15 protein-coding genes and 1 tRNA gene are annotated in these 12,585 nt (G+C 61.6%); 13 read left to right on the forward strand and 3 right to left on the reverse strand.

The features are described from left to right. The first annotated feature begins 7 nt into the window (after positions 1-7). Positions 8-568, forward strand: coding sequence for a DsbA family protein (locus AB8B31_RS21340; RefSeq protein ID WP_131605709.1), 561 nt, complete (start codon positions 8-10; stop codon positions 566-568). A 201-nt stretch (positions 569-769) separates the two neighbouring features. On the opposite strand, the gene AB8B31_RS21345 is transcribed toward AB8B31_RS21340, so the two are convergent. Next, positions 770-859: transfer RNA gene (locus tag AB8B31_RS21345), tRNA-Ser, on the reverse strand. A 307-nt stretch (positions 860-1,166) separates the two neighbouring features. Here AB8B31_RS21345 and rplU point away from each other — a divergent pair. From rplU to AB8B31_RS21365, 4 genes are all read left to right on the forward strand, one after another. Further along, positions 1,167-1,484: a 50S ribosomal protein L21 gene (gene rplU, locus AB8B31_RS21350; protein ID WP_003543907.1), complete on the forward strand. Its 318-nt coding sequence runs from the start codon at positions 1,167-1,169 to the stop codon at positions 1,482-1,484. 33 nt (positions 1,485-1,517) lie between these two features. After that, positions 1,518-1,787 carry a 50S ribosomal protein L27 gene (gene rpmA, locus AB8B31_RS21355; protein WP_003567620.1) on the forward strand — a complete coding sequence of 90 codons (270 nt, stop codon included), beginning with the start codon at positions 1,518-1,520 and terminating at the stop codon, positions 1,785-1,787. Between the two features lie 125 nt (positions 1,788-1,912). After that, entirely contained in the window at positions 1,913-2,569 is a 657-nt protein-coding gene (locus tag AB8B31_RS21360) for a GNAT family N-acetyltransferase (RefSeq protein WP_017966066.1), read from the forward strand. Then, positions 2,566-3,153 carry a GNAT family N-acetyltransferase gene (locus AB8B31_RS21365; protein ID WP_018244103.1) on the forward strand — a complete coding sequence of 196 codons (588 nt, stop codon included), beginning with the start codon at positions 2,566-2,568 and terminating at the stop codon, positions 3,151-3,153. Before AB8B31_RS21360 ends, AB8B31_RS21365 begins: the two co-directional genes overlap by 4 nt. Positions 3,154-3,186: 33 nt before the next feature. Here the strand turns inward: AB8B31_RS21365 and AB8B31_RS21370 are convergent, their stop codons facing one another. Then, the gene (locus AB8B31_RS21370) at positions 3,187-4,053 is read right to left on the reverse strand and encodes an endonuclease/exonuclease/phosphatase family protein (RefSeq protein ID WP_131605722.1); all 867 of its coding nucleotides are present in this window, start codon (positions 4,051-4,053) and stop codon (positions 3,187-3,189) included. 84 nt (positions 4,054-4,137) lie between these two features. Here AB8B31_RS21370 and obgE point away from each other — a divergent pair, with 84 nt between their 5' ends. The 7 genes from obgE to modC all read left to right on the forward strand — a co-directional run bounded on the left by obgE (position 4,138) and on the right by modC (position 11,493). After that, positions 4,138-5,214 carry a GTPase ObgE gene (gene obgE, locus AB8B31_RS21375; RefSeq protein ID WP_131605723.1) on the forward strand — a complete coding sequence of 359 codons (1,077 nt, stop codon included), beginning with the start codon at positions 4,138-4,140 and terminating at the stop codon, positions 5,212-5,214. Then, positions 5,201-6,370, forward strand: coding sequence for a glutamate 5-kinase (gene proB / locus AB8B31_RS21380; RefSeq protein WP_131605724.1), 1,170 nt, complete (start codon positions 5,201-5,203; stop codon positions 6,368-6,370). Before obgE ends, proB begins: the two co-directional genes overlap by 14 nt. Next, complete coding sequence (locus tag AB8B31_RS21385) at positions 6,363-7,646, forward strand: glutamate-5-semialdehyde dehydrogenase (protein ID WP_131605725.1); 1,284 nt, start codon at positions 6,363-6,365, stop codon at positions 7,644-7,646. Before proB ends, AB8B31_RS21385 begins: the two co-directional genes overlap by 8 nt. Beyond that, a complete protein-coding gene (locus AB8B31_RS21390; RefSeq protein ID WP_028734117.1) occupies positions 7,621-8,283 on the forward strand; it encodes a nicotinate-nucleotide adenylyltransferase in 663 nt (220 codons plus the stop codon). Before AB8B31_RS21385 ends, AB8B31_RS21390 begins: the two co-directional genes overlap by 26 nt. Before the next feature lie 527 nt (positions 8,284-8,810). After that, entirely contained in the window at positions 8,811-9,602 is a 792-nt protein-coding gene (modA, locus tag AB8B31_RS21395) for a molybdate ABC transporter substrate-binding protein (protein WP_131605726.1), read from the forward strand. A gap of 125 nt (positions 9,603-9,727) precedes the next feature. After that, positions 9,728-10,429, forward strand: a complete 702-nt coding sequence (modB, locus tag AB8B31_RS21400; protein WP_131605727.1) for a molybdate ABC transporter permease subunit — start codon at positions 9,728-9,730, stop codon at positions 10,427-10,429. Then, on the forward strand, positions 10,426-11,493 hold the full coding sequence (gene modC / locus AB8B31_RS21405) for a molybdenum ABC transporter ATP-binding protein (protein ID WP_131605728.1): 1,068 nt from the start codon (positions 10,426-10,428) through the stop codon (positions 11,491-11,493). The genes modB and modC overlap by 4 nt, the downstream gene beginning before the upstream one ends. Here modC and AB8B31_RS21410 read toward each other — a convergent pair whose 3' ends face one another. Then, positions 11,494-11,871 carry a winged helix-turn-helix domain-containing protein gene (locus tag AB8B31_RS21410; RefSeq protein WP_130718339.1) on the reverse strand — a complete coding sequence of 126 codons (378 nt, stop codon included), beginning with the start codon at positions 11,869-11,871 and terminating at the stop codon, positions 11,494-11,496. A 204-nt stretch (positions 11,872-12,075) separates the two neighbouring features. Here AB8B31_RS21410 and rsfS point away from each other — a divergent pair, with 204 nt between their 5' ends. Beyond that, positions 12,076-12,525 (forward strand): ribosome silencing factor, encoded by a 450-nt coding sequence (gene rsfS, locus AB8B31_RS21415; RefSeq protein ID WP_018244113.1) that lies wholly within the window; start codon positions 12,076-12,078, stop codon positions 12,523-12,525. Positions 12,526-12,585: the final 60 nt, after the last annotated feature.

A 12,585-nucleotide genomic window follows, 5' to 3' on the forward strand; every position in this document is an offset into this window, starting at 1 on the left:
GAATTCCATGACGACCACCGCCTGGCACGCCGATCCGCTGACTTGGGGCAATGGACCGCGCATTTTCGAGGCCTTTCTGGAGCCGACTTGCCCTTACTCGGTCAGAGCGTTCAACAAGCTCGACGAACTGCTGAGCCAGGCAGGCGAAGACAAGATCACCGTGAAGATCCGCCTGCAGTCGCAACCCTGGCATATGTATTCGGGTGTCCTCGTCCGCTGCATCATCGCAGCCTCAACGCTGGAAGGCGGCAAGCAGACAGCAAGGAAAGTGATGGCCGCCATTGCCGCCCATCGCGAGGAGTTCGAGTTTGAACGCCATGCCGGCGGCCCGAATATGGATGTGACGCCGAACCAGATCATCGAGCGCCTCGAACGCTACAGCGGCGTCAAGCTGAAAGAAGCCTTCGCAATCCCGGATCTCGACCGGGAAATCAAATGGCACTGCAAATATGCCCGGCAGAACGGCATCCACGTCTCGCCAACCTTCATGATCGACGGGCTGGTGCAGCCCGACATGAGCAGCGGCGATGAGGTTGGCGTCTGGGTGAAGAAGGCGCTGGGTAACTGACGAGATCCCGCACCAAGAGCCACCCGTATATTTGTCTCCTGCCTGTTTCGCTCAATGGATATCGGGCAGAATCAGCGCAAGCAAAGCGCGATGTTTTGATTCGGGAACGGCTCTGGTGCGGCCTTGGAATGCATGCGATTCTGACCGCCGGTCACGGCAATCTCCCGGTAATCTCAAACGTTAATAATCCCGGGAAATTGATGGCGGAGAGGGTGGGATTTGAACCCACGATACCCTTGCAGGTATGCCGCATTTCGAGTGCGGTGCATTCGACCACTCTGCCACCTCTCCGCGGTCTGGTCGGCGCTTGTTCGGCGCGGGCGTTCTCATAACGGGCAAATGACAGGCTGGCAAGCCGAAAAGTCGAACCATTCCATCCTTTTGCCTTGACAGCTTTTTGTCACTCGCGTATCTCGGCTGCGCAATAGGTTTGGAGAAATCCGTGCCTAGCTGGTCCTGCGTTTGCGTGGGGCGCTTCACCGGCAGGAAGAGTTCGAGGATTAGACCTCTGAAATCCCTGCTTAACTTCGACTGATAAAAAGACGGCCACCTTGCTCAATCGGCGAGGAGAGCTGGAACGAACATGAAAGGATAAAAAATGTTCGCAGTCATCAAGACCGGCGGTAAACAGTACCGTGTGGCAGCCAACGACGTGCTGACCATCGAAAAGCTGGAAGCCACCGCTGGCGATTCCATTGAATTCACCGAAGTGCTCGTGATCGGCGAAGGCGCCGACGCTGCGATCGGTGCGCCCTTCGTTACCGGCGCCTCTGTCAAGGCAGAAGTCGTCGAACAGAACCGCGGCAAGAAGGTCATCGCCTTCAAGAAGCGCCGCCGTCAGAATTCGAAGCGTTCGCGCGGCCATCGTCAGCATCACACGGTCGTCCGTATCACGGACATCGTGGCTGCCAAGTAAGATCAACGGGACAAGGTTTAAAGGAGAACTCCAATGGCACACAAAAAAGCTGGCGGTTCCTCGCGCAACGGTCGCGATTCCGAATCCAAGCGCCTTGGCGTGAAGAAGTTCGGCGGCGAAGCCGTCATCGCAGGCAACATCCTCGTGCGTCAGCGCGGGACGCAGTGGCATCCGGGTTCCAACGTCGGCCTCGGCAAGGATCACACGATTTTTGCACTTACCGCCGGCAATGTGAACTACCGAACGAAGGCCAACGGTCGCGTCTACGTGTCTGTCATGCCGAAAGCGGAAGCAGCGGAATAAGCCGGTAGCGCTCAAAAACAGCCGGCGTCTCATCGACCCGGCTGGCCGTATCAGGTTCAGTCTAGAAAACAGGGGAGATGGGGCGCCATCTCCCTTTTTCTTTACCCCTCAAGGAGGACTGAACCATGCAAGGCGAATTGTTAAGGGCAGACCAATCACGGTCTCCCCGGGAAGACCAGCGGTCTTCCGAAGAACGGCTGAGGCCGGAACGGTTAAGGACCGATTGCCCTGTCTTGTTATCGGAAAGGCTCGTCATGCGCGCGCCCCACGAAGAAGACATCGACGCCCTTGCCCATCTCGCCAACAACGCCAAAGTCGCCACCATGGTATCGCGTATGCCGCACCCTTATACCGCCGATGATGCTGCTGACTTCGTGCGTCGCACGAAAAATGGCGATATTGGCAAGTGCGTCTATGCGATCACCAAGGCCGAAAACGGCGCTTTTATCGGCTGCTGCGGCGTCGAGCCGCATGCGGACGGCAGAACCGTCGAGATCGGCTACTGGCTGGGCGAGCCCTATTGGAACAAGGGTTATACGACCGAGGCCTGCCATGCCCTGGTCGATATGGTGTTCAGGACCCGCCAGGACGTCGATCAGATCGATGCCCGCTGCCGGGTAATGAATGTCGCCTCGCGCCGCGTCATCCAGAAGTGCGGCTTCCAGTTCCAGGGATCGGGGCTCGCCGCCTCGCTGGCGCTGGGCAGTAACGTGCCGGTCGAATGGTACAGGCTCGACCGCAAGACCTGGATGTCCCTCCGAAGCTGGGGGAACATCGCATGAGCACGACTGCGCTGCAAAGGCCTGAGGTCAAGCCGATGATGCCCGGCCCCGCGCCTGTTATCTCGACCGCCCGGCTGACGCTCCGCCCCCACAGGCTGAGCGATGCGCCTGCGATCGCGGAATCGCTTTCCGATTTCGCGGTCACGCGCATGCTGTCCCGCGTACCGGCGCCGTTCGACCGGCAGGATGCGCTGGACTGGCTGATCCCGGTCACCTCGGGCACCCTGCCCGACTGGCCGCTGGCGATCACCGATAAGGACGATGTCCATATCGGCAACGTCTCGATCGAGCTGCGCCACGGCCGCTGGCACCTCGGCTACTGGCTGAACCGCTATTACTGGCGGCGCGGCTATATGAGCGAGGCGGTAGCGGCGATCATCGAGCGCTTCTCGCGCCGCATGCCGGAGACGCCGATCCATTCCGGCGTCTTCGCCGACAACCCCGCTTCGCTGCGACTGCAGGAGAAGCTCGGTTTCCACATGACGGGTTGCGGCGAAATCTATTGTTTCTCTCGCAACACGATGGTGTCGCACATCGAAACCGTGCTGCAGCCGGGCATGCTGCAGCCGCGGAAGGTTGCCTGATCAAACTCGAGACGTCGCCACTCGGGCGGCGTCTCAATCAACGATTTCCACCCATAGTGGGAAATGGTCGGAACCGACGGATTGCGTATCGATCCGGGCGGATTTCAACCGGCCCTCGAGGCCGCAACTGACGAAGCAATAATCGAGATGCATGCGTTTGCCGTGATCTTCGGGATCCATCCAGCTGTAGCTCCCCGGGCGATAGGCCTCGAGCGCCGCAAAGGCGTCCATCGGCGTGCCGATCCTGGCGACACGTCCATAATATCCGCCGCCAGCACCGGCAAGCGCGCAATATTCCGGCGATTCCGGCTCCATGTTGAAATCACCCATGATAATATAATCCTCCGGCAGCGGCGGCTCCGGCAGGTCGAATTCACCACCCCCCGTCAGCGACCCACCCTCCTGGACGAAGGCATTGATATGCGCGTTCAAGAATTGCAGTTGGCGGATGCGCTCGTCGGCGGAGACATGGTCGAGATGGACGGAGTAGACGCGGATCGCCCCGCCGGGGGCTGCGATTACCGCTTCGGTTGCGCCGCGCTGCGGGTTGATCTTGCCGATCGTCCGGCTGCGCGGCAGAAGCAGCGTCCGGGTCGAGACAACAGGCCAGCGCGACAGCACCATGTTGCCGAACTGGAAACGGGTGCCCGGCACCGGCTGGAGCCCGCCTTCATCAGCTTCGACATGCATGTCGCAGGCTGGCCCATACACCCAGAAATAGTCGGGAAAGAAGGCTGCAACATCGGCCACCATGTCGGCAAAACCGTTGCGGGAGAAACCGCGAGTCACCTCCTGCAGCGCGATGACATCGGCTCCCTCGAGGCTCCGGGCAATACGCGCCAGATCGTATCTGCCGTCGAGACCGAAGCCGTACTGTATGTTATAGCTCGCAAAATTCACGATAATCTTTGACCTCCGTCGGAACCGCCTATATCGAATGGGCCAAGACGGGCCGTCCAACTGCCACTGAATATTGGAAGTAAAATGAAATTTCTCGACGAAGCAAAGGTCTATATCAAGTCCGGGGACGGCGGCGGCGGCAGCGTTTCCTTCCGACGTGAGAAATTCATTGAGTTCGGCGGCCCGGATGGCGGTGATGGCGGACGCGGCGGCGACGTCTGGGTCGAGGCCGTCAACGGCCTGAACACGCTGATCGATTTCCGCTATCAGCAGCATTTCAAGGCGACGATCGGCACCCATGGCATGGGCAGAAACCGCACCGGCGCCAATGGCAGCGACGTGACGCTCAAGGTTCCGGTCGGCACCCAGATCTTCGAGGAAGATCAGGAAACGCTGATCTGCGACCTGACTGTCGAAGGCCAGCGTTACTGTCTCGCCCATGGCGGCAATGGCGGCTTCGGCAACGCCCATTTCAAGACTTCGGTCAATCAGGCGCCGGATTGGGCCAATCCCGGTCTGCCCGGCGAGGAAAAGACCATCTGGCTGCGCCTGAAGCTGATTGCCGATGCCGGCCTCGTCGGCCTGCCCAATGCCGGCAAGTCGACCTTCCTGGCTGCCGTCACCCGCGCCCGGCCGAAGATCGCCAACTATCCCTTCACCACGCTGCATCCCAATCTTGGCGTCGCCACCATCGACGAGCGCGAATTCATCCTTGCCGACATTCCGGGCCTGATCGAAGGCGCCCATGAGGGGGTCGGCATCGGCGACCGTTTCCTCGGCCATGTCGAGCGCACCCGCGTGCTGCTCCACCTCATCTCCGCCCAGGAGGAAAAGGTCGGCAAGGCGTATAAGACGGTCAAGCACGAGCTCGAAGCCTACGGAAACGAGCTGGCCGACAAGGCTGAGATCGTGGCGCTGTCGCAGATTGACGTGCTCGACGATGCCGAACTGAAGAAGAAGACCAAGGAATTGGCCAAGGCCTGCGGCAAGACGCCGTTCCAGATTTCGGCCGTCACCGGCAAGGGCATGACCGAGGTGCTGCGCGCGCTGCGCGACATCATCGTCGAGGCCAATACCGAAGAGAAGCCGGCCAAGGTGCCGAAGCTGCGCCATCGCGACATGGTCGTCACCGATGAGGGCGAGGACGATGACCAGCCGTAAGCCGCTTGGCCGCTACCGCCGCATCGTCATCAAGATCGGCTCTGCGCTTCTGGTCGACCGCAAGGCCGGGCTGAAGAAGGCTTGGCTCGATGCCATGTGCGCCGATATCTCCAGCCTGAAGGCCAAGGGCATCGACGTGCTCGTCGTCTCCTCGGGCGCAATCGCGCTCGGCCGCTCGGTGCTCGACCTGCCCTCGGGCGCGCTGAAGCTGGAGGAAAGCCAGGCTGCGGCTGCCGTCGGCCAGATCGCGCTGGCGCGCGCCTGGTCGGAAAGCCTGTCGCGCGACGAGATCGTCGCCGGCCAGATCCTGCTGACGCTCGGTGATACCGAGGAGCGCCGCCGCTATCTCAATGCGCGCGCCACCATCAATCAGCTCCTGAAGATCGGCGCCGTGCCGATCATCAACGAGAACGACACCGTCGCCACCAGCGAGATCCGCTATGGTGACAACGACCGGCTGGCCGCCCGCGTTGCGACGATGACCGGCGCCGATCTGCTCATCCTTCTCTCCGATATCGACGGCCTCTACACCGCACCACCGCATCTCGATCCGAACGCGACGTTCCTCGAGACGATTGCCGAAATCACCCCCGAGATCGAGGCGATGGCCGGCGGAGCCGCTTCGGAACTTTCGCGCGGCGGCATGCGCACCAAGATCGATGCCGGCAAGATTGCGACGGCATCAGGCTGCGCGATGATCATCGCCTCCGGCAAGACCGACAATCCGCTGTCGGCGATCGAAAACGGCGCGCGTTCCTCCTGGTTCGCGCCGTCGGGCACCCCCGTTACCGCCCGCAAGACCTGGATTGCCGGGCAGTTGCAGCCGGCCGGCGAACTGCATGTCGATGACGGCGCCGTCGTTGCCCTCGGGGCCGGCAAAAGCCTGCTTCCAGCCGGCGTGCGCAGCGTTTCCGGCCTCTTCAGCCGCGGCGATACGGTGGCGATCATCGGCCCGGCCGGCCGCGAGATCGCCCGCGGCCTGGTAAGCTACGATGCCGACGACGCCCGTCGGATTGCCGGCCGCAAGTCGGCGGAGATCGCGGCCATTCTCGGTTATGCCGGGCGCGCCGCCATGGTCCATCGCGACGACATGGTAATGACCGCGCAGGTCGGTTCGAAATCGGAAAGGCAGAAGAAGGACGCGAGCTATGCTTGATACCGTTGCGCCAAGCCCTGACATTGACGCGCTGATGAACGACATCGGCCGCAAGGCAAGGGCTGCAGCACGACCACTGAGCTTTGCGTCCACTGAGGCCAAGAACAGCGCATTGAATGCCATGGCCGATGCGATCCTGGCGAACAAGGCGCATATTCTTGCCGAGAACGCCAAGGACCTGAAGGACATCGAAGGCACCGAGATGCTCGCTTCCTTCATCGACCGGCTGACGCTGAATGACAAGCGCGTTGCCGAAATGGCCGAGGGAATCCGCGCCATCGCAGCCCTTGCCGATCCGGTCGGCGAAGTCATTGCTGCCTGGGACCGGCCGAACGGGCTGAAGATCGAACGCGTCCGCACCCCCCTCGGCGTCATCGGCGTGATCTTCGAAAGCCGGCCGAACGTCACCGCGGATGCCGGCGCCCTCTGCCTCAAGGCGGGTAATGCCGTCATTCTGCGTTGCGGCTCGGATTCGCGCCGTTCATCGCAGGCTATCCATGCCTGCCTGGTCGAGGGTCTGAAGGCGGCGGGACTTGCAGAGCATGCTATCCAGCTCGTGCCGGTCACCGACCGCGCTGCAGTCGGCGCCATGCTGCGCGGCCTCGACGGCGCGATCGACGTCATCGTGCCGCGCGGCGGCAAGAGCCTGGTCGCCCGCGTGCAGAGCGAGGCCCGCGTGCCGGTTTTTGCCCATCTCGAAGGCCTTTGCCACATCTATGTCGATGCCTCGGCCGATATCGAAATGGCGAAGAAGATCGTCGTCAACGCCAAGATGCGGCGCACCGGCATCTGCGGCGCGGCCGAAACCCTGCTCGTCGATGGCGCCGCGATCGGCACGCATCTGACGCCGCTGCTCGAGGTTCTGACCGAGGCCGGCTGCGAGATCCGCGCTTCGCCGACGGTGCTGAAGGTCGCGCCCGGCATGAAGCCCGCGACCGAAGAGGACTGGTCGACGGAATATCTCGACGCGATCATTTCGGTTGCCGTCGTCGACGGCATATCGGGCGCCATCGCCCATATCCAGACATATTCCTCCAACCACACCGAGGCGGTTATCGCCGAGGACCCTGAGGTCGTCGCGCGTTTCTTCACCGAGGTCGATTCGGCGATCCTGCTGCACAACGCCTCGACGCAATTTGCCGATGGCGGCGAGTTCGGCATGGGTGCAGAAATCGGCATCGCCACCGGCAAGATGCATGCCCGTGGGCCTGTCGGTGTCGAACAGCTCACCTCTTTCAAATATCGGGTGCATGGTGCCGGACAGACGCGGCCCTGACGTGACGACCGAGAATGTGGACCGGCACTATCTCCGCATGCCGCACAGCGAGCGCGGCATGGTCGTCGGTCTGTTCGGTGGTTCGTTCAATCCGCCGCATCAGGGCCACGCGCTTGTCGCCGAAATCGCCATCAAGCGGCTTGGCCTCGACCAGCTCTGGTGGATGGTCACCCCCGGCAATCCGCTGAAGAGCCGCAACCAGCTCGCCCCGCTTGCCGAGCGCATCGCCGAAAGCGAGCGTGTTGCCGCCGATCCCCGCGTCAAGGTCACCGCCTTCGAACAGACGTTCGGCGTCAGCTACACAGCCAACACGCTTGCCCGCGTCAAGGCGCGTAATCCGCATGTGCATTTCATCTGGATCATGGGCGCAGACAGCCTGCAGACCTTTCACAAGTGGCAGAAATGGCAGGAGATTGCCCGCACTTTCCCGATCGCGGTGATCGATCGGCCGGGCGCGACGCTTTCTTTCCTCTCCTCGAAAATGGCCAGGACCTTCGATTTCGCCCGTGTTGATGAGGATGACGCGCGTGTTCTCTGGAAGAAGCGTGCACCGGCCTGGACTTTCATCCACGGGCCGCGCTCCGGCCTGAGTTCGACGGCAATCCGCAACGGCTCGTCGCACGCCGACGCAGAATAGAGCGCCGCGCGCCCGGCAAGACGCACGCGCCGGCCTGATTTTAGAAGATCCCGAAAACGAGAAAGCCCGACGGGGGAGGAGATCCGTCGGGCTTATAAACTCGATCGACAACTGGGAGGAGGAGTGTTGTCGACCCTATCGAACGGCTATGGGAGGAGGAGAAGCCGTGTCGATGAGTATGTTTTATCATATTCGACAAAAAGGTGAATATCGATTGGTGCATTGCAGCAATGCATAGGATGCAAATCTCGAGGTGAATTTGGCTTCCCCATTGCCGTTTTTATTAGCAAAAATTAAGGAACTGGTCCCGGCCGCCGGGAGTCCTTGCGGTTTGCAAACTGACTCCCAGGTATTTTCACCCTGCTGATCTCAGTTTCGGCGGAAGCCATGCACCTCACGAATGCGTGAACATTGCGCCGCTGCGAACGCGAGCGCCGGATACGGTTATATTTTCTTGGATATATCCCTAGCCAAGACGTGCGGCTCGTTATATTCGTCGCAATATTTCGAACGCTGGGGAATAAATCATGCAAAACCGCCGCCAATGGATGAAGCTGGCAACCGCCGCGATCTCTGCCCTCTGGCTTGGCGCGACAGCGCTTTCAACGCCTGCCGCCGCAGCCGAAAAGCTCACTATCTTTGCGGCAGCGAGCCTCAAGAATGCGCTCGACGCCGCCAATGCCGCTTGGACGAAGGAAAGCGGCAAGGACGCCGTCGCTTCCTATGCCGCGAGCGGCGCGCTGGCCAAGCAGATCGAAAACGCCGCCCCTGCCGATGTATTCATCTCGGCGGACCTCGACTGGATGGAGTATCTCGCCAAGAAGAACCTGATCAAGGCCGACACCCGCTCCAACCTGCTCGGCAATAAGATTGTGCTCGTGGCGGAAAAGGACAAGGCAAAGCCAGTCGAGATCAAGCAGGGCTTCGATCTCGCAGGACTCCTCGGTGGCGGCAAGCTTGCCATGGGTGAGCCGAAATCGGTTCCGGCCGGTAAATACGGCATGGCCGCGCTCGAAAAGCTCGGCGTCTGGAAATCAGTGGAAAGCAAGGTCGCCGGCGCCGAAAGTGTGCGCGCCGCCCTTGCCCTCGTCTCGCGCGGCGAAGCGCCTTATGGCATCGTCTATCAGACGGATGCCGCGGCCGATAAGGGTGTCGCCATCGTCGGCACATTCCCCGCCGATTCCCACCCGCCGATCATCTATCCGATCGCAATCCTCGCCGAGAGCAAGAACCCGGATGCATCCGCCTATCTCGACTTCCTGAAATCCGACAAGGCGGCCGCCTTCTTCACGGCGCAGGGTTTCACCATCCTGAAGTGATATGGGCCTGAAATGATCTGGGCTTCAAGTGATTGAGGGCTGAAATGATTGCGGAATCGTCGGCCGCAGCTTAGCGTGAGGGCTCGCCTCGGCGAGCCTTCGATTTTCCGGGGAGACCGTAGCATTTGGACATGTTGGGCTTGAGCGATGAGGAATGGACGGCGATCCTGCTCAGCCTGCGCGTCTCGATTGTCGCCATGCTGGCGAGCCTGCCCTTCGGCATCCTCGTCGCCCTGCTGCTTGCACGCGGCCGCTTCTGGGGTAAATCGGTGCTGAACGGCGTCGTTCACTTGCCGCTGATCCTGCCCCCGGTCGTCACCGGTTTTCTTCTCCTCATCCTGTTTGGCCGCCGCGGTCCGATCGGCCGCCTGCTCGACCAGTATTTCGGCATCGTCTTGTCTTTCCGCTGGACGGGTGCTGCACTGGCCTGCGCCATCATGGCCTTTCCGCTGATGGTGCGCAGCATCCGCCTGTCGATCGAGGCGGTCGACCGCAAGCTGGAAGAGGCGGCTGGAACGCTCGGCGCCGGCCCTCTCTGGGTCTTCCTGACGATCACTTTGCCGCTGACCCTGCCCGGCATCATCGCCGGCATGATCCTTTCCTTCGCCAAGGCGATGGGCGAATTCGGCGCGACGATCACCTTCGTCTCCAACATTCCAGGCGAAACCCAGACGCTGTCGTCGGCGATCTACACCTTCACCCAGGTGCCTGGCGGCGATGCCGGCGCGCTCCGCCTGACGCTCGTCGCCATCGTCATTTCCATGGCTGCCCTGCTCGCCTCCGAATTCCTTGCCCGTCTCGCCGGCCGGAGGATCGATCCGGAATGACGCTGATCGTCGAGGCAAAACAGAGGCTCGGCGACTTTTCGCTCGATGCCGCCTTCACCTCCGAGCGCGGCGTCACCGCGCTGTTCGGCCGCTCCGGCTCCGGCAAGACCTCGATGATCCGCATCATCGCCGGCCTCGCCCGCCCGGACGAAGGCCGCGTCGTCCTGGACGGCGAACCCCTGACCGAAACCGCAACCGGTATCTTCGTCCCGAAACATCGCCGCCGCTTCGGTTATGTCTTCCAGGAGGCCCGGCTTTTCCCGCATCTCAGCATTCGCGCCAATCTCTCCTATGGCCGCTGGTTCGCGGCGAGACCGGCACACGGCGAGAGCTTCGACCACATCGTCGACCTGCTCGGCATCGAGACGCTGCTGGAGCGCAGCCCCGCGAAACTCTCAGGCGGCGAGAAGCAGCGCGTCGCCATCGGCCGCGCACTTCTCTCCTCGCCCCGCCTGCTGTTGATGGACGAGCCGCTCGCCGCCCTCGATGATGCGCGCAAGGCCGAGATCCTGCCTTATCTCCAGCGATTGCGCGACGAAACCGACATCCCGATCGTCTATGTCAGCCATTCGATCGCCGAGGTGGCGCGGCTGGCAAACCAGGTCGTCGTCATGCGCGACGGCAAGGTAGAGGCGACGGGCCCCGCTATCGACATATTGAGCCGCCCCTCCGCCGCCTCCGAGCGGCGCGAGGCGGGCGCGCTGCTGGAAGGCACGGTGGAAAGCTTCGATGGGCTTCACCGCCTGTCGACTATCGCGCTGAAATCCTGCCAGCTCCATATTCCCGGTGCCGCCCTTGCGCCCGGCAAATCGGTCCGCATCCGCATTCCCTCCCGAGATGTCATGCTAGCGACCGCAAGGCCCGAGGGGCTCAGCGCGCTGAATATCCTGGAAGCACGGATAGAAGCGATGTCGTCGACCGAGGACGGAACGGTGGAAATCCGGCTCGATTGCGGCGGCGATATCATTCTTTCCCGGATCACCACACTGTCCTGCGAGCGTCTGGATCTTCGACTGGGAAGGGCGGTCTTCGCCGTCATCAAGACAGTTGCCCTGGAGGCCTGATCAGCCGCGCTCGCCCTGCTGCAGGTTACGCTTGCCCTCGAGCCAGGCGAGATCTTCGGCAAGGCTGGTGCGCATCGTCCTTTCCATCCGGCGGAAACGCGCCAGCAATTCCTCGCCGAACGGCGTCAGCGCCGCGCCGCCGCCCTTCTGCCCGCCGCGCTGCGATTCCACCACCCGTTCAGAGAACATCCGGTTCATCTCGCTGACCAGCAGCCATGCCCGGCGATAAGACATGTCCATCGCCCGCCCCGCCGCCGAGATCGATCCGGTCTGGCGGATATGCTCCAGCAGTTCCATCTTGCCATGGCCGAGGCGATCCTCATCCGGGAAGCTGATTCGCAGGACGGGCACGAGTGTTTTTGCGGCTGAGTCGGTCATTGAATCTGGAGATCGTGGAATTTGCCGCACTTTACGCTGCGGCATGGAAACTGTACACCGCCCGCACGAGGCCGCCCCGAGCAGCCAAATACTTCAATTCGAACGGCAGATCGGTTTTTCGGCCGTTCCGTACCTTAGCATGTCTTGAAACATTAATCGTTTGATGCCTATCTTAACCATGATCCGGTCTCGATCGGATCTGTGTTGTGCCTAGTTTGTCATTCCAGGAAAGGGAAAGCACTGACAACAGTACACGCCAAGGGAAAAACGTTCGCCGTTATCCCGAAGAGTGCGGAACGTGGCGCCGATGCCGCTGCCCGTGCCCTAGAAACCGTCCTCGCCAGCCTCGAGGACTCCAAAGCTGAAGATATCGTCACCATCGACATTGCCGGAAAATCGGCGCTGGGAGACTACATGATCGTCGTCTCCGGCCGTTCGAACAGGCATGTCATGGCGATCTCCGATCATCTGCTCACCGATCTTAAGGACGACGGCCTCGGTACGGCCCGCGTCGAAGGTCAGGAAGGCGGCGATTGGGTCCTGATCGACACTGGTGACATTATCGTGCACGTGTTCCGTCCCGAAATCCGCGAGTTCTACAACATCGAAAAGATGTGGGCGGCTCCGGATATGGATGAAGAAACACGGCACTGACAGGCGTGCCGGCATCTGTCCGGCGCCTGAGACGTGGCATTGGCTGGCCGGAAAACATCA

Origin of the sequence: Rhizobium sp. 62_C5_N11_2 (genome assembly GCF_051811185.1) — a bacterium.
GTDB lineage: Bacteria > Pseudomonadota > Alphaproteobacteria > Rhizobiales > Rhizobiaceae > Rhizobium > Rhizobium leguminosarum.

Coding starts and splice junctions, on each gene's coding strand:
- AB8B31_RS21365 (WP_018244103.1), top strand. CDS start 2,566: ATGAGCACGACTGCGCTGCAAAGGCCTGAGGTCAAGCCGATGATGCCC.
- AB8B31_RS21360 (WP_017966066.1), top strand. CDS start 1,913: ATGCAAGGCGAATTGTTAAGGGCAGACCAATCACGGTCTCCCCGGGAA.
- AB8B31_RS21390 (WP_028734117.1), top strand. CDS start 7,621: ATGGTGCCGGACAGACGCGGCCCTGACGTGACGACCGAGAATGTGGAC.
- AB8B31_RS21410 (WP_130718339.1), bottom strand. CDS start 11,871: ATGACCGACTCAGCCGCAAAAACACTCGTGCCCGTCCTGCGAATCAGC.
- modC (WP_131605728.1), top strand. CDS start 10,426: ATGACGCTGATCGTCGAGGCAAAACAGAGGCTCGGCGACTTTTCGCTC.
- AB8B31_RS21385 (WP_131605725.1), top strand. CDS start 6,363: ATGCTTGATACCGTTGCGCCAAGCCCTGACATTGACGCGCTGATGAAC.
- rplU (WP_003543907.1), top strand. CDS start 1,167: ATGTTCGCAGTCATCAAGACCGGCGGTAAACAGTACCGTGTGGCAGCC.
- rpmA (WP_003567620.1), top strand. CDS start 1,518: ATGGCACACAAAAAAGCTGGCGGTTCCTCGCGCAACGGTCGCGATTCC.
- proB (WP_131605724.1), top strand. CDS start 5,201: ATGACCAGCCGTAAGCCGCTTGGCCGCTACCGCCGCATCGTCATCAAG.
- modA (WP_131605726.1), top strand. CDS start 8,811: ATGCAAAACCGCCGCCAATGGATGAAGCTGGCAACCGCCGCGATCTCT.
- AB8B31_RS21340 (WP_131605709.1), top strand. CDS start 8: ATGACGACCACCGCCTGGCACGCCGATCCGCTGACTTGGGGCAATGGA.
- obgE (WP_131605723.1), top strand. CDS start 4,138: ATGAAATTTCTCGACGAAGCAAAGGTCTATATCAAGTCCGGGGACGGC.